The 14,252-nt window shown below is 64.3% G+C and carries 15 protein-coding genes; 10 read left to right on the top strand and 5 right to left on the bottom strand.

Annotation, left to right across the window (positions count from 1 at the left end):
* The first annotated feature begins 68 nt into the window (after positions 1 to 68).
* The 7 genes from FJ988_RS27540 (at position 69) to FJ988_RS27510 (ending at position 7,717) form a co-directional block, all read left to right on the top strand.
* Positions 69 to 860 carry a 3-methyl-2-oxobutanoate hydroxymethyltransferase gene (locus FJ988_RS27540; RefSeq protein WP_140821947.1) on the top strand — a complete coding sequence of 264 codons (792 nt, stop codon included), beginning with the start codon at positions 69 to 71 and terminating at the stop codon, positions 858 to 860.
* Between the two features lie 9 nt (positions 861 to 869).
* Positions 870 to 1,877, top strand: a complete 1,008-nt coding sequence (locus tag FJ988_RS27535) for a sterol desaturase family protein (RefSeq protein WP_140821945.1) — start codon at positions 870 to 872, stop codon at positions 1,875 to 1,877.
* A gap of 117 nt (positions 1,878 to 1,994) precedes the next feature.
* Positions 1,995 to 2,942 carry a substrate-binding domain-containing protein gene (locus FJ988_RS27530; protein ID WP_140821942.1) on the top strand — a complete coding sequence of 316 codons (948 nt, stop codon included), beginning with the start codon at positions 1,995 to 1,997 and terminating at the stop codon, positions 2,940 to 2,942.
* Between the two features lie 177 nt (positions 2,943 to 3,119).
* A complete protein-coding gene (locus FJ988_RS27525; RefSeq protein ID WP_140821940.1) occupies positions 3,120 to 3,851 on the top strand; it encodes a DeoR/GlpR family DNA-binding transcription regulator in 732 nt (243 codons plus the stop codon).
* A gap of 115 nt (positions 3,852 to 3,966) precedes the next feature.
* Positions 3,967 to 5,526 (top strand): sugar ABC transporter ATP-binding protein, encoded by a 1,560-nt coding sequence (locus FJ988_RS27520; RefSeq protein ID WP_140821938.1) that lies wholly within the window; start codon positions 3,967 to 3,969, stop codon positions 5,524 to 5,526.
* Positions 5,523 to 6,512, top strand: a complete 990-nt coding sequence (locus FJ988_RS27515) for an ABC transporter permease (RefSeq protein WP_140821936.1) — start codon at positions 5,523 to 5,525, stop codon at positions 6,510 to 6,512. Before FJ988_RS27520 ends, FJ988_RS27515 begins: the two co-directional genes overlap by 4 nt.
* Before the next feature lie 59 nt (positions 6,513 to 6,571).
* Entirely contained in the window at positions 6,572 to 7,717 is a 1,146-nt protein-coding gene (locus FJ988_RS27510; protein ID WP_140821934.1) for a substrate-binding domain-containing protein, read from the top strand.
* Positions 7,718 to 7,779: 62 nt separating this feature from the next.
* Here the strand turns inward: FJ988_RS27510 and FJ988_RS27505 are convergent, their stop codons facing one another.
* Positions 7,780 to 8,079: a hypothetical protein gene (locus tag FJ988_RS27505; protein WP_140821932.1), complete on the bottom strand. Its 300-nt coding sequence runs from the start codon at positions 8,077 to 8,079 to the stop codon at positions 7,780 to 7,782.
* A 126-nt stretch (positions 8,080 to 8,205) separates the two neighbouring features.
* Here FJ988_RS27505 and FJ988_RS27500 point away from each other — a divergent pair, with 126 nt between their 5' ends.
* Positions 8,206 to 8,808, top strand: a complete 603-nt coding sequence (locus tag FJ988_RS27500) for a sulfotransferase family protein (protein ID WP_140821930.1) — start codon at positions 8,206 to 8,208, stop codon at positions 8,806 to 8,808.
* A gap of 4 nt (positions 8,809 to 8,812) precedes the next feature.
* Here the strand turns inward: FJ988_RS27500 and FJ988_RS27495 are convergent, their stop codons facing one another.
* Positions 8,813 to 9,592, bottom strand: coding sequence for a DUF2270 domain-containing protein (locus tag FJ988_RS27495; protein ID WP_140821928.1), 780 nt, complete (start codon positions 9,590 to 9,592; stop codon positions 8,813 to 8,815).
* Between the two features lie 105 nt (positions 9,593 to 9,697).
* Complete coding sequence (locus FJ988_RS27490) at positions 9,698 to 9,904, bottom strand: hypothetical protein (RefSeq protein WP_140821926.1); 207 nt, start codon at positions 9,902 to 9,904, stop codon at positions 9,698 to 9,700.
* Positions 9,905 to 10,198: 294 nt separating this feature from the next.
* On the opposite strand from FJ988_RS27490, the gene FJ988_RS27485 reads away from it, so the two are divergent.
* Positions 10,199 to 12,481, top strand: coding sequence for a cation:proton antiporter (locus FJ988_RS27485; RefSeq protein ID WP_140822093.1), 2,283 nt, complete (start codon positions 10,199 to 10,201; stop codon positions 12,479 to 12,481).
* Between the two features lie 56 nt (positions 12,482 to 12,537).
* Here the strand turns inward: FJ988_RS27485 and FJ988_RS27480 are convergent, their stop codons facing one another.
* Positions 12,538 to 13,161: an ankyrin repeat domain-containing protein gene (locus FJ988_RS27480; RefSeq protein WP_246688671.1), complete on the bottom strand. Its 624-nt coding sequence runs from the start codon at positions 13,159 to 13,161 to the stop codon at positions 12,538 to 12,540.
* 293 nt (positions 13,162 to 13,454) lie between these two features.
* Between FJ988_RS27480 and FJ988_RS27475 the strand changes: the two genes are divergently transcribed.
* Positions 13,455 to 13,874, top strand: a complete 420-nt coding sequence (locus tag FJ988_RS27475) for a VOC family protein (protein ID WP_140821922.1) — start codon at positions 13,455 to 13,457, stop codon at positions 13,872 to 13,874.
* A gap of 11 nt (positions 13,875 to 13,885) precedes the next feature.
* Here FJ988_RS27475 and FJ988_RS27470 read toward each other — a convergent pair whose 3' ends face one another.
* Entirely contained in the window at positions 13,886 to 14,188 is a 303-nt protein-coding gene (locus tag FJ988_RS27470; RefSeq protein WP_140821920.1) for a hypothetical protein, read from the bottom strand.
* Positions 14,189 to 14,252: the final 64 nt, after the last annotated feature.

The following is a 14,252-nucleotide window of genomic DNA, read 5'->3' as shown; positions in this document are numbered from 1 at the left end:
GAGGGGTCGCGACCCGGGTGGGGGGAATTTTTCCAACGCCAATGCTCCCGCCAATGGGAGGATCATCGGTGCCAAGAAGGCTGACGGCCTACGATTTGCAAAGCGCCAAGGGCAGCCGCAAATGGCTGCAACTGCATGTCGACACGCCGGCCGAGGCCGCCGCGGCGGTCGCCTGCGACATCGTCATCCTTTCCTGCGAACCCGATCACAATCTGGAAGCGATCCGCCAGGCGGCGCCCTTCGCCTTCCTCTCCGTCGGCATGCCGCATGGCGCGGTCGCTTCGCCAGAGGAGGCGGTGCGGCTGGGCTTCGCCATGATGAAGCGCGGCGCCGACGCGGTTTATTGTTCGCATTCGCCGCGCTTCATCGAGGCCATGGCGGCCGAGGCCATCCCGGTCACCGGCCATGTCGGCCTGGTGCCGAACCGCGCGACCTGGACGAATTTCCGCGCCGTCGGCCGCACGGCGGAAGAAGCCTTCAGGGTGCTGCGCGCGGCTAAAGATCTGGAGAATGCGGGTGCCGCCTGCATCGAGGTCGAGGTGGTGCCGGTGCGCCTCGCCGAGCACATCACCCGCTCGACGCCACTGATCACCATGGGCATGGGCTGCGGCACGGCCTGCGACACGCAATATCTCTTTTCAAGCGATGTGCTCGGCACCCATACCGGCCACTATCCGCGCCACTCAAAACGCTATGCCGACTTCGTCACGCTGGAGGCCGAGCTGCAGGAAAAGCGCATCGCCGCTTTCCGCGCCTTCGGCCGCGATGTCGCCGGCGGAACCTATCCGGAAGCCAAACACCAGGTGGACATGGACGATGCCGCCTACGACCGTTTCCTCACCCTTTCCCAAGCTCTGTGAGACCTCGCCATGGACGATCTTGAATTCGGCAAGCGCAACAAACGCGGCGACTGGGCGCCGAACGAGCCGGCCGGCACCGCGCCGCTCTTCGTCTTTCCGCCGCGCCCGCTGGCGGTGCTGAAATGGCTGCCGGGCTATTTCCTGCCCTACAACCTGCTCTTCGCGCTGACCGCAGTGTTGTGGTGGCGCTACGTACTGCCCGACACCGAGACGATGAAGACGCTGTCGGTCGGCTGGATCCTGTGGCTGTTCGTCGTCAACTGCGCGGCGCTGCTGGTCTTCTTCGGCGCTTTCGAGCTTCGACTCTACATTTTGAAAGCCCAGGGCAACCGCTTCAAATACAACGGCAAATGGCCCTCGGAGCACAAGAACAAGGCGTTCTTCTTCGAGAACCAGAACATCGACAACATGCTGCGCACCTTCGGCACCGGCATGCCGATCTGGACAGCGATCGAGGTGGCGATCCTCTACGCCTACGCCAATGGCTACGTGCCGTGGCTGACGTTTGCCGAGCACCCCGTCTATCTGTTCCTGCTGGCACTGGTGGTGCCGATCATCCACGAGACGCATTTCTTCCTGCTGCACCGGGCGATCCATTGGGGGCCGCTCTACAAATGGGTGCATTCGGTGCACCACAATTCGGTCAATCCGTCGCCCTGGTCGTCGCTGTCGATGCATCCGGTCGAGCAGCTCGGCTATCTCGGCGTCGCCTTCTGGCACCTGATCATCCCGTCCAATCCGCTGCTCGCCCTCTATCAGCTCCACTATGCCGGCTTCGGCGCCATTCCCGGTCATGTCGGCTTCGACAAGGTCGAACTGACCGAGGATCGCGCCGTCGATAGCCACGCCTACATCCACTACCTCCACCACAAATATTTCGAGGTGAACTACGGCGACGGCCTGATCCCGTTCGACCGGTGGTTCGGCACTTTCCACGACGGCAGCAAGGAGGGCGAGGCGCTGATGGATGCGCGCTACGAGAAGAAGCGCGCGCGCGTCAACGCCGCCGCGAAGTAGGGACAGCATCGACTGCCCAAAGACAGCCACGCGAGACGTTACTCGCCAGCCATCCCGCAAGGGCCGGTGAACAAGATGAGGGGCGAGCCGGCGCTCCGATCCAGAGGGAGGAACCTCGTGAAGAAACTTCTGCTTTCGACTGCGCTCGCCGCCTTGATGCTGATGCCCGCCGGCGCCTTCGCCGCCAAGCTCGGCGTGTCGATCGTCGACTTCGACAACAATTTCCAGACGCTGCTGATGCACGGCATGCAGGACCGTGCCAAGGAGAAAGGCGCCGAGATCCAGGTCGAAGACGCCCACAACGACGTCGCCAAGCAGCTCGACCAGGTGAAGAATTTCATCGCCTCGGGCGTCGACGCCATCGTCGTCACGCTGGTCGACACCAATGCCTCGAAGACCATCAGCGAGGAGGCGGCCAAGGCCGGCATCCCTCTGGTCTTCGTCAATCTCGAACCCTTCGACATGAAGAACCTGCCGGAGAAACAGGTCTATGTCGGCTCGAACGAAACCGAGTCCGGCACGCTCGAAGCCTTCGAGGTCTGCAAGATGCTGCGCGCCAAGGGCAAGGCGGCCGGCGCCAGCGCTTATATCGTCATGGGCAGCCTGGTGCATCAGGCGGCGCTCCAGCGCACCAAGGATGTCGAGCAGGTCTTTGCGACCGACATGTGCAACTTCATCAAGGTCACCGACAAGCAGTCGTCGGAATGGTCGCGCGACAATGCGCAGAACCTGATGACCAACTGGCTGACCGCCGGCCCGGCCCCCGACGCAGTCATCGCCAACAACGACGAATCTGCCATCGGCGCCATCCTGGCGCTCAAGGCCAACGGCGTCGACATGAAGAACGTCGTCGTCGGCGGTATCGACGCCACGCAGGACGGCCTCCAATTCATGCAGGCCGGCGATCTGGCGGTGACGGTGTTCCAGAACGCCAAGGCCCAAGGCGGCGGCGGGGTGGATGCGGCCCTTGCGCTGGCCAAGGGCGAGAAGGTCGACCGTGTGGTCTACGTGCCCTTCGAGTTGGTCACGCCGGCGAACATGGCGGGTTATCTGACGAAGAATTGACCAGGGGCGATTGGCGAAGCCCGTGGTGACAGCCAATCTCCCCAGATGGGGGAGATTGGCCGCTTGAGCGACGCGCTTCTCGTTCAAGCCTCACCGCCGTCTTGGCCCCACATCTTGCAACTGCTCGGTCACGCCTGTTACAATCCTAACATTTTAATGTGATCGGCAGGCTTGGGAATGACGGTTCGCAAGGCGGAGAGGACGGCAAGGCTGATGCACCTGCTGTCGGAGCGGCGCGTCATCCATCTCAGCGAAGCCGCGAGCCTGCTCGGCGTTTCCGAAATGACAGTGCGCCGCGACATCGCCACCAACCAGGACCAGATCGCCTATCTCGGCGGCCATATATTGGCCGCCGCCGAGATCGATGCGGATGTCCCTTACGAGCTTGCGACCGCGGCCGACAGCCATGCCGCGGCCAAGCGCGCGGCCTGCCTGAATGCGGTGCGCAGGATCCGGCCCGACGAGACGATCTTCATCGATTGCGGCACGACGCTGGTCCATCTCGTTGACCTGATACCAGACAATTATCAAATAACTGCAATATGTTACGCCATGAACGTGGCGGAGCGCCTGACGCGCAAGGCCAATGTCACAACCATCGTTCTGGGCGGTGTCTATCATCCGGCGTCAGCCTCCTTTTCCGGCACGCATGACTTCGACATATTGAGCAGCGTCGGCATCAACGCCGCTTTCCTCTCCGCCGCGGGCATCGACGCCGAACGCGGCGCGACCTGCGAGCATTTCCACGAGGCGGTGGTGAAGCAGAAGGTGATGGGGCTGGCGCGCGAGAATTTCCTCGTCGCCGACTCAAGCAAGTTCGGCAGGCTGAAGCGCGCCTACTTCGCGCCGGTCGGCGCCTTCGACGCCATCATCACCGAGCATGGCGATGTCGCTCCCGACGCGCTTTGAGGCGTGGTCGCGATTTGACATTTCGCCAGCCTGATGGAAAAGTCACAAAAAAAGTAAGAAAAGTCTCAAGGGGCAGATTCGGCGACGGGGCGCCGGAGGAGGAGACGCGGGCGTCATGATCGAACCGGGTTCGCCATCGGCCACGGCGCCTTTGCTTCGCGTCGAGGGTGTGCGCAAGCGCTTTGGCGGCGTGATTGCGCTGCGCGGCGTCAACCTGTCGGTACTGCCGGGAGAAGTGCATGCGCTGCTCGGCGAGAACGGCGCCGGCAAGTCGACCCTGATCAAGATCTTGAGTGGCGTGCAAGGCCATGACGGCGGCTTGATCGAGATCGACGGCAGGCCCGCGAGTTTCTCTTCGCCGGCGCAGTCGCGCCAGGCCGGCGTCGCAGTCGTCTATCAGGATCTCAGCCTGGTGGAATCGCTGTCGGTGGCCGACAATCTTTTGCTCGGCCGCGAGCCGCGCAACCGCTTCGGTTTCCTGCGCAAGCGGCAATTGCTGGCCGAAGCGCAAGCCTTCCTCAGCGCGCAGAACATCGCGCTCGACCCGCGCGCCATGGTGGGCTCGCTGCCCTTCGCCTACCGGCAGATGACCGAGATTTGCAAGGCGCTGATGGGCGATGTGCGCCTGCTCATCCTCGACGAACCGACATCGGCGCTGACCGATGACGAGGAGCGCATCCTGTTCGACGCGATCCGCAAGGCGGCTGCGCGCGGAGTGGGCGTTATCTATGTCACCCACCGGCTGAACGAGGTGTTCCGCATCTCCAATCGCGTCACCGTGTTTCGCGACGGTCAGAATGCCGGCACCTTCGTTACCGCCGATACCAATATGCGTCAGCTTGTCGGCGCGATCGTCGGGCCGGACCACGCGGTTCTGAAAACGGCAGTGGCGGAAGCCGGCGATGCCGCGTCGTCTTCCGCGCCGTTCCAATCCGTGCTGCGGCTGCGTGGCGTTTCCAACGACCGGCTCGACCGCGTCGATCTCGAATTGCGCGCCGGCGAGATCCACGGACTGGCCGGCCTGATCGGCAGCGGCCGTACCGAAATCCTGCAGACGATCTTCGGCCTGCGCCCGGTTGCGGCGGGGGAGGCGAGCCTCGACGCCAAATCGCTCAAGGGCGTCGATCCGGCGGCGGCGATCGCGCGCGGCATCGCACTGGTGCCGGAGGACAGGCAGGTGCAGGGCCTTGTGCTCGAGCATTCGATCGAGCGCAACCTGACGCTGCCCAGGCTGCCCGACTTCTCGCGTATGGGGTGGCTGGAGCGGCGGTCGGCGGCCGAGCAAGCCGATAGTGCCATGCAGCGTCTGCGCGTGCGCGCACCAAACGCCGCCACCGCGGTCAAGAACCTGTCCGGCGGCAACCAGCAGAAGGTGGTGTTCGGCAAATGGAACCAGCCGGTGCCGCGCGTGCTTTTGCTCGACGAGCCGACCGTCGGCGTGGATGTCGGCGCGCGCGAGGAGATCTATGGCGTCATCCGCAATGCCGCGGCAGCCGGCAGCGGCGTCTTGATGGTCTCTTCGGATCTGCCCGAACTGGTGCAGCTTTGCGACCGCGTTTCCATCGTCGTCGACGGCCGCATCGTCAAGACGATCGCCCGCGCCGAACTCGGCAGCGCCGAGGACCTCCACCATATGATCCAGCTTTCGCAGCCTTCCGAAGAGCACGCCGCATGAGCGATACCCAAACCGCCGCACAGCCGGCTCCCGCCGGCCAGGGCGCGAAGCGCTCGCTCCTCCAGCATCTCATCAAGGGCGAGCGGCCCTACATGCTTTACGTCGCCTTCGTCGTCATGCTGGTCGTCTTCAGCTTGGCCTCGCCATGGTTCTTGTCGATCGACAATTTCCTCAACATCGGCCGGCAGACGGCGCTGGTCTCGATCATCGCGGTCGGCATGACCTTCGTCATCATCGCCAGGCAGATCGACCTTTCTGTCGCCTCGACGCTGGCGTTGTCGGGCATGGCCGCCTCGCTCGCCATGAGCCTCGTCTTCAACAACTGGGCCTTCGGCGCGCTGGCCGGACTGGCGACCGGCGCGCTGATCGGGCTGATCAACGGGCTGCTCACGACCAGGCTGGAAATCCCGTCCTTCCTGGTCACGCTTGGATCGCTCAGCGCCGCGCGCGGCCTGGCGCTGATGGTCACCAACACCAAGCCGGTGATCATCACCAACGAATACTACTTCAAGATCTTCGGCGAGGGGTCGGTGCTCGGCGTGCCGGCGCCGATCCTGTGGACGCTGGCCGTGACCGTCGCCGGCATCCTGCTCTTGCATTACAGCGTCTACGGACGCCGCATCTATGCGGCCGGCGGCAATCCGACCGCCGCGCGCTATTCCGGCGTCCATATCAAGCAGGTGACGACGCTTGCCTTCGTCATCACCGGCACCCTGGCCGGGCTTGCCTCGCTCATCCTGTCGGCGCGCTCGCATGCCGCGCGGCCCGATGTCGTGCAGGGCATGGAGCTCGACGTCATCGCCTCGGTCATCCTTGGCGGCTGCAGCCTGTTCGGCGGGCGCGGCTTCGTGCTCGGCACGCTGCTCGGCAGCCTCATCATCGGCACGCTCAACAACGGACTGGTGCTGCTCGGCGTCAGCTCCTCGCTGCAACTCGTCATCAAGGGAGCAATCATCGTGGCCGCCGTCGCATTCACAAGGAGGTAGGGCGAGGGCGGCAGGCAATGCATTCAACAGGGACGTCGAACAATCAACGGAGGAGAATCATGACCAAGCTTGCAATACTCGGCTCCATCGGCATCGCCGTCAGCGCGATCGCCCTTTCCACATCGATAGGCTTTGCGCAAACCGCCGAAGGTTGCGTCACCAGCGTCGACCTTGCGACGCTCGGGCCGAAGGGTATCGTCGGTCAAGGCCCGCATGGCGAGAAGGCGGCCTCGCCTGATGAATTGAAATTGACCGACGAAGAGGCAGCCAAGGTCAAGGCCGGCAAGTTCAAGGTCGGCATCTCGATGCAGACGGTCAACCTCGACTGGTCGCAGTTGCAGGTGCAAGGCATCAGCGAGACGCTGGCTAAATACGGCGTCACGGTCACCGGCGTCGCTTCGGCCGAGTATCAGGTCGACAAGCAGATCGCCGATATCGAGAACACCATCCAGCAGCATCCTGACGGTATCATCTCTATTCCAGTCGATTTCACCGCCACCGCGCCGACCTACAAGAAGGTGGGTGAGGCCGGCATCAAGCTCGTCTTCATGGACTCGATCCCGGTCGGACTTGAATCGCCGAAGGATTTTGCCTCGATGATCTCGGCCGACAGCCAGGGCAACGGCCAGATCGCGGCGACGATCCTTGCCTCCTGCATGCCGAAGGGCGGCACGATCGGGCTGGTCAATTTCGGCGTCGACTATTTCTCCACCAACGAGCGTACCAAGGGCGTCAGCGAGTGGATGAAGAAGAACCGGCCCGACATCGTCATGAAGCAGGTCGACTTCACAGATCCCTCAAAAGTGTCGCAGATCGCCGGCGACTTCCTCACCGGCAATCCGGACGTCAAGGGCGTGTTCGCAGTCTGGGACCAGCCGGCGCTCGACACGCTGTCGTCGATGCGCGCTCAAGGCATCGATATCCCGATCACAACCGTCGATCTCGGCCTGCAGTCGGCCATCGAGATCGCCAAGGGCGGTCCGCTCAAAGCGACCGGCTCGCAGCGCCCCTATGACCAGGGTGTCGCCGAGGCGCTTGCCATGATGAAGGCCCTGATCGGTCAGCCGACGCCAGCCTGGGTCGGCGTGCAGTCGCTGCCGGTGGTGCAGTCCAACGTGCTGGAATCCTACAAGACCGTGTTCCACAAGGATCCGCCGGCCGAACTGGTCGATGCCTGCAACAGCGCCAAGCCGGCCTGCAACTGACATGGCTCCCATAACCGGCACGGGCGCAACACCGTGCCGGTTATGCAGTCCTCAAAACCTTTTCAAATCCCGTCGCCATCCACCAGCGGCACGTCCTCGCCTTCCCAGGGGCTGGGCATCGAGCCTCTGCCTGCAGCGGGCAACGCCATCCAGCAGCGCAATTCCGGCTCGGCATATTCGACGATGCGGCCGGGCGAGGAATCCGAGGCGCGCCAGCCTTCCGCGCCGAACTGGTCGGCACGCGCCCAATAGGCCATGTCGACCTCTGCTGGTCCCTGCTCGGACGAGCGCACCGTCACCAGGATGCGGCTGCCGTCACGCGGCGCGCTAGCCATGTTGCGCCAGTGGTCGGTGTCGTCCATCAGAGGTCCTCCTGCGCTACGCGGTTTGTTCCCGGAGTGTCGCCTTCCGCCTGAGGGAGTCAACCCGGACTTGGCGCAAGACAGCCATATCGTTCACAGCTAATATTTCCCGAGAGGGAACGACAAATGTCGATCGAGGTCATTGGGGCCGGCTTTGGCCGCACCGGCACGGATTCGATGCGCGAGGCGTTGACCATTCTTGGTTTCGGCCCTTGCCACCACATGTACGAGGTCATCGCCAAGGAGGAGCAGAAGCGGCTCTGGCGTGCGCTGGCCAAGGGCGGCGCGCCGGACTGGGGCCGGCTGTTTTCGGGCTACAGTTCCTGTCTTGACTGGCCGTCGGCTTATTACTGGCGAGACCTGATCGCGTTCTACCCTCAAGCTCGTGTCATCCTTACCTGGCGTTCGCCCGAAAGCTGGTGGGAGAGTTTCGAAAAGACCATCGTGGCGGCTATCGGCGCCCACGACGATCCGGATTCGCTGGGCGTCGCGCTTATCGCGAAACGGGTCTTCGGTGGCCGGCCGCAGGACCGTGCGACAGCGATTGCCGCCTATGAGGCCAATGTCGAAGCGGTCATGGCGACCGTGCCGCGCGAACGGCTGCTGGTCCACACGCTGGGCGACGGCTGGCAGCCGCTCTGCGCCCATCTTGGATGCGCGGTGCCGGACCAGCCCTATCCCAACCGCAACAGCGCTCAGGAGTTCCGCTCGGCCGTGCCGCCGAAATGAAATTTCAGACGTGCACGTCGCCGAAGGAGAGTTCGCCGTCGTCGGCGCGGATGAGGAAGGCGGCGGCAAGCAGCGCGAGATAGCAGACGGCGACGCCGCATACGACATAGACGCCGGGGATCGGGCCCAGCGTGGCCACGCGGAACGTGTCGATGAGCGAGGCGCCGAAGCCGATCGGCGAGCCGTCGCGGCTGAGGCTGGGCGTGGTGATCTTCAACACCCAGGCGAGCAAAAGCAGCGTGTACATGAAGATGTAGTTGCGCCGCAGCCGCCGGATCAGCGCCGCGCGCTGCGAGATCAGGAAGCGCGGCGAGCGCAGGCCTTCGCCGACGATGGCAAGCCAGTTCGAGGCATAGTCGGGCTGCGGCGAGAATATCTGCGCGAAATAATAACGCTCGAACTGGCGCACCCGCGCCCGGTAGACGTCGAAGAAGCGGTAGCGCCGCGCCTCGATCCAGAGCAGAAGCGTGATCAAAAGCATGGCGAAGAGCAGCACGCCGTGATGCGCTGAGGGCGTTGACAGCGACACCGAAAGCATCGCCGCGACCACGGTGATCGCCCAATTGCTGGTACGGTCGAGCCGGTCGCGCCAGCCGGCCATGCGCGCGATCTCGGCGCGGTGGAAATGCGACAACGTCGTGGTGAATTCGGAAGAACTGAGCTTCAAAGCCAGCGTGTCGGATGCGCGCGGCGGCGCTGCGGCTTCGGTCGATGCCGCCGGTCCCCCGCTTGATTCCGCTGGCTTGGCCGCCTTGCTTGGTGCCGCGGCCTTGGTCTGGGACATCGTTTCGCCATGCGCCTCCCGCGATGGCCGGCCGAAAAGCCGGCCATACCCCACGCCAATAACGCGCGGGCGGCCAGAAAGTTCCCGCCCTTTCAGGCGGATAGGTCAGGAGGCAAGGGGTGGCAGTTGGCCTTTCGATGGGTGCGGAAACGGCAGCACATCGGCGCTTGGGCGCGCATATTGAGCAGCGGCGATCGCCTCGATCACGAGGTCGAGCGCGGCAAGTGCTGCGCGGCTCACATCGTCATCGCCGCGCAGATAGTGGCAGGCCCGGTCGAGGTGGAGATGGGCGGCTGCAAAGTCGCTTTTCATTAGCTTCTCCTTATTGCCCCGCCTCACGGCCACCATCGGCGAGTCGATTTACCGGTAAGCAAAGATTGACGCTGGCATTTGATTAGAATTGTAGGGAGTTCGTTCCTCGCCCCACGCAGTGGGAGAGGTGTCCGCGAAGCGGACGGAGAGGGGTGTTTGCAGGGCGTTCCCCTCTCCGTCTCGGCTTCGCCGAGCCATCTCTCCCCACTGTGTGGGGCGAGGAAAGACGGCCTGCAACCGAAACACCCGCGAAACCGTTGTGGGCGAAATCGAGGGGACACAGACTTGCCCAGAATGTTCAATCAGCGCTGGTCGGTGGCGTGTGCCGCCATCGCGCTTCCGTTGATGCCCGCATTCGCCTTCGCCGCCGAGAAGACCGGCATGTCCTCCGAAGGCATCTTCGTCCTCGAGCTTATCCTGCTGCTTGTTGTCGGCCGCGGCATCGGCGAGGTGCTGGAGATATTCGGGCAGCCGGCGGTGATGGGGCAATTGATAGGCGGTATCCTGCTCGGGCCATCGCTCCTCGGCTGGATGTGGCCGGCGGCTGAACGGCTGATCTTTGCCGACGACCCGACCCAAAAATCGATGATCAACGCCGTCGCTCAGCTCGGCGTGCTGATGCTTCTTCTGCTGACTGGCATGGAGACCGACTTGCGCCTGGTGCGCCGTGTCGGCCGCGCCTGCTTTTCCATCTCCGCCGCCGGCGTCGCCGTGCCCTTCGCGCTCGGCTTCATAGCCGCGCAATTCATGCCCGACACGTTGCTGGCTGCCGGCAGCGAGCGCATCGTCGCCGGACTTTTCCTCGGCACCGCGCTCTCCATTTCCTCGGTGAAAATCGTCGCCATGGTGGTGCGCGACATGAATTTCATGCGCCGCGACCTCGGCCAGATCATCGTCTCCTCGGCCATCATCGAGGACACGATCGGCTGGGTCGTCATCGCCATCACCATCGGCATCGCCAAGAAGGGGCACGTCGAGCTGGGCAGCCTGGCCTTCACCATCGTCGGCGTCGCCATCTTCATGGCGTTTTCCTTCACGCTCGGGCGCCGCATCGTCTTCGACGCCATCCGCTGGACCAACGACACGTTTCGATCGGAATATGCTGTCGTCACCGTCATCCTCGCCATCATGGGCGCCATGGCCTTGATTACCGACCTGATCGGCGTCCACACCGTGCTCGGCGCCTTCGTCGCCGGCATACTGGTAGGGGAATCGCCGATCCTGTCGCGCCATATCGAAGGGCAACTGCGCGGCATCATCACCGCGCTTTTCATGCCGGTTTTCTTCGGCGTCGCCGGCCTCTCGGCCGACCTCACCGTGCTGATCGATCCGCAGCTCGCGCTGCTCACTTTGGCGCTGGTGGTGATCGCCTCGATCGGCAAGTTCGGCGGCGCCTTCATCGGTGCGGAGGTCGCCGGTATGAGCCGCGCCGAAGGCATCGCCGTCGGTTGCGGCATGAACGCGCGCGGTTCCACGGAAGTCATCGTCGCCTCGATCGGCCTGTCCATGGGCGTTCTGTCGCACAATCTCTTCACCATGATCGTCACCATGGCGGTCATCACCACTTTGGCGATGCCGCCGACCTTGCGCTGGGCGTTGCGCCGCCTGCCGATGGGCGAGCAGGAAAAGAAGCGGCTGGAGCGCGAGGAGATCGATCAGCGCGGCTTCGTCGCCAATCTGGAGAGGCTTCTGGTGGTCGTAGACGAGGGTGTCGTCGGCCGTTTCGCCGCCTATCTCGCCGGCGTCATCGGCGCCGGCAAGCCGACGACGGTGCTGCATTCCAGTGGCGAGATCGACGCCGAGCCGGCCGAGGGCCTGCATCTGGAGGAGCTCGAAAAGGGCGCCGAGGACAGCCGCGAGGCGGCCAAGAAATCTGACGAGACGCCGGTGCGCGAAGCCCCGGTCACGCGGCGCCAGCACGAGGTGCTGTCGGCCGAGGCGGTCGCCAAGGAGGCGCGCAAGGGCTATGGCATGCTCATGGTTGGCCTTGGCCGCGCGGTCACCTCCAAGGGCGGCTTCTCTCAGCGGCTGAACGAAGTCACCGGCGCCTTCGACGGACCGCTCTGCCTGGTGCTGAAGCCGGCATCCGCCGGCCGCCAGATGCCGAAACTCGGCCCGAAGTCCGGCAAGATCCTGGTGCCGGTCAATGGCACCGCGGTGGCTCGCCGCGGCGCCGAGTTGGCGCTGGCCATCGCCGCAGTCACCGGGGCGCCGGTCAAGATGCTCTATGTCGCGCGCGTCGGCCGCGAGGAGCCGCGCGACACCGTCTCGCACCGCCGCCGCGAGGCGGTGCTGAAGGACATCGTGGCGCTCGCCGACCGCTACGGCGTCGAGATCGAGACCGCCATCCGGTCACGAGCTGCCGCCGCCGATGCCATCGCCCGCCAGGCCGGCCGCAACGTGTCGCTGATCGTCATGGGCGTGGCCAGGCGCCAGGGCGAGGAGCTCATCTTCGGCGAGACGACGACTGCTGTGCTGCAGCGCAGCCCATGCCCGGTGGTGCTGATCTCCGACGAGCGCCTGCGCCGCGACGAGAACGACCGCGAGGCGGTGCGCACGGGGGCGGGGGCAGGCTGATTGGCCTGATCTCCCGAGAAGGAGCGAGATTACTCGTCCGTCGCCGTCGTCTTACCCTACTTGCCTTCGAAAAACGTGTGGATCGCCGCGTCCAGTTTCTCGATGAACTCGCCGTCGCCGGTACTGCCGGCCCAGATCAGCGCATTGAGCCGCATGTCCTTGTTGAGGAAGTTCACCTTACGGGTAGCCAGCAGATACGCCGCGACCGCGTAGTGCCGCCCCTTGATGGCCTCGATGAGGGCGCTGTTCCGCCCCGTCTTGTCGGCCGCATTGACATCCGCGCCATGCTCGACGAGCAAAGTTACGGCATCGAGATGCCCGGTCCTGGCCGCCTCGATCAGCGCCGTGCGGCCATAGTAATCGGCACGCACGTTGATATCGATCGCAGGGTGTTTCACCAGCGCCTGGATGCAGTCGTAATGCCCCCTGGCCGCCGCCAGGCTGAGCGGCGTGCTCTTCCACTTGTTCCTGGAATTGACGTCGATCGCCGGGTCCGCGATCAGGGTTTCGAGTGCCGCCAAGCGGTCATTGTGAGCAGCAAGATGCAGCGCCGACCAGCCGTCTTCGTCGGCCTGGTTGATGTCCGCCCCGCCCGCGAGCTCCGCCCGCACGGCCTCGGCGTCGCCTTTCTCGGCCGCGATCAGAAGGTTGGACCAACCCCTGGCGTCTTCGGCTTCCACGCTTGCCGCCATCGCAATGCTCCCGGGATCGCCGGCACGGGCCGGCTGTCTCGCGGAGCGTTTCACACTCGCCGCCGTCCGGCAACGGATTTTGCGTCGATGGAGCTGCCAATCTCCCGCGCAAGAGCCTCAGCTGGAGATCGAGCGCCGCGCCGGCTTTCGCTAATCGGTGAGGTCGCGACGGCTGCACAGAACCCTGCCAGCGTCTCCGACTGTCAGCAGCCTGCAGGGGATGGCATTGACCGCACTGCAAGCCTTTCTAGATTGAGCCCTGCATCAAGGAGGCGTCACCCATGCAACTCTATCGCGGCCGGCTCATCGACCACATCCAGCTTGTGGTGCGCGACCTTGCAGCCAGCCGGCGTTTCTACGGCGCTCTGTTCGAGGTGCTGGGCATCCCGGTCGGTGGCGAAGCTGACGACTACTTCTGGGCCGACGAACTGTTCATCTCCAGCGCCGACAGCCGCGCGGCATTGGGCGTGCTCACCGGCCGTCATCATCTCGCCTTCCAGGCGAGGGACCGCGCCATGGTGAACGCGTTCCATGAGGCGGGCCTCGCCGCCGGCGGCAAGGACAACGGCGCGCCCGGCGAGCGCCGCTATCATCCCGGCTACTACGCCTGCTTCCTGCTCGACCCCGACGGGAACAACATCGAGGCAGTTTTTCATGGCGAGGCGAAGCGGAGCGTCGATGCGGTGGAATTGAGTTTCTGACGCGGGCGCCGCTATTTGCTCGCAACCTCGGATCCGGAGCATTGCGGCCGCGTGCCGACCGGAACCACCGCGAAACCGGCGTCGAGCAATTGCAGCTTCATTTCCTCGAAATGCCGCTTCGCGCCGCTATCGATAGCGGCCGGCGCGTAGTTCCAGCCCTTGCGGGCGGCGCTGGCGAGGATAGCAGAATAGTGCTGCATGCTCGCGATCTTAACGTTTGATTCCATGATGTGCCGGCAGTCGGCCGCGGAGGCCCGCCCGGCGGCGGGCAAGCTCAGCATCGCGCAGGCAATTGCTATGGTGATACGGCGCATGGAAACCTCCTTCTGCTGATTGTTGCCTTGAAGCAAAGCTTCGCGCCGGTCTGCCCTGGCGGGT

Source organism: Mesorhizobium sp. CU3 (assembly GCF_006442965.1).
GTDB lineage: Bacteria > Pseudomonadota > Alphaproteobacteria > Rhizobiales > Rhizobiaceae > Mesorhizobium.
This window is presented reverse-complemented; position numbering and strand designations above follow the sequence as displayed.

Coding starts and splice junctions, on each gene's coding strand:
- FJ988_RS27535 (WP_140821945.1), top strand. CDS start 870: ATGGACGATCTTGAATTCGGCAAGCGCAACAAACGCGGCGACTGGGCG.
- FJ988_RS27525 (WP_140821940.1), top strand. CDS start 3,120: ATGACGGTTCGCAAGGCGGAGAGGACGGCAAGGCTGATGCACCTGCTG.
- FJ988_RS27520 (WP_140821938.1), top strand. CDS start 3,967: ATGATCGAACCGGGTTCGCCATCGGCCACGGCGCCTTTGCTTCGCGTC.
- FJ988_RS27515 (WP_140821936.1), top strand. CDS start 5,523: ATGAGCGATACCCAAACCGCCGCACAGCCGGCTCCCGCCGGCCAGGGC.
- FJ988_RS27510 (WP_140821934.1), top strand. CDS start 6,572: ATGACCAAGCTTGCAATACTCGGCTCCATCGGCATCGCCGTCAGCGCG.
- FJ988_RS27505 (WP_140821932.1), bottom strand. CDS start 8,079: ATGGACGACACCGACCACTGGCGCAACATGGCTAGCGCGCCGCGTGAC.
- FJ988_RS27500 (WP_140821930.1), top strand. CDS start 8,206: ATGTCGATCGAGGTCATTGGGGCCGGCTTTGGCCGCACCGGCACGGAT.
- FJ988_RS27495 (WP_140821928.1), bottom strand. CDS start 9,592: ATGTCCCAGACCAAGGCCGCGGCACCAAGCAAGGCGGCCAAGCCAGCG.
- FJ988_RS27490 (WP_140821926.1), bottom strand. CDS start 9,904: ATGAAAAGCGACTTTGCAGCCGCCCATCTCCACCTCGACCGGGCCTGC.
- FJ988_RS27485 (WP_140822093.1), top strand. CDS start 10,199: ATGTTCAATCAGCGCTGGTCGGTGGCGTGTGCCGCCATCGCGCTTCCG.
- FJ988_RS27475 (WP_140821922.1), top strand. CDS start 13,455: ATGCAACTCTATCGCGGCCGGCTCATCGACCACATCCAGCTTGTGGTG.
- FJ988_RS27470 (WP_140821920.1), bottom strand. CDS start 14,188: ATGCGCCGTATCACCATAGCAATTGCCTGCGCGATGCTGAGCTTGCCC.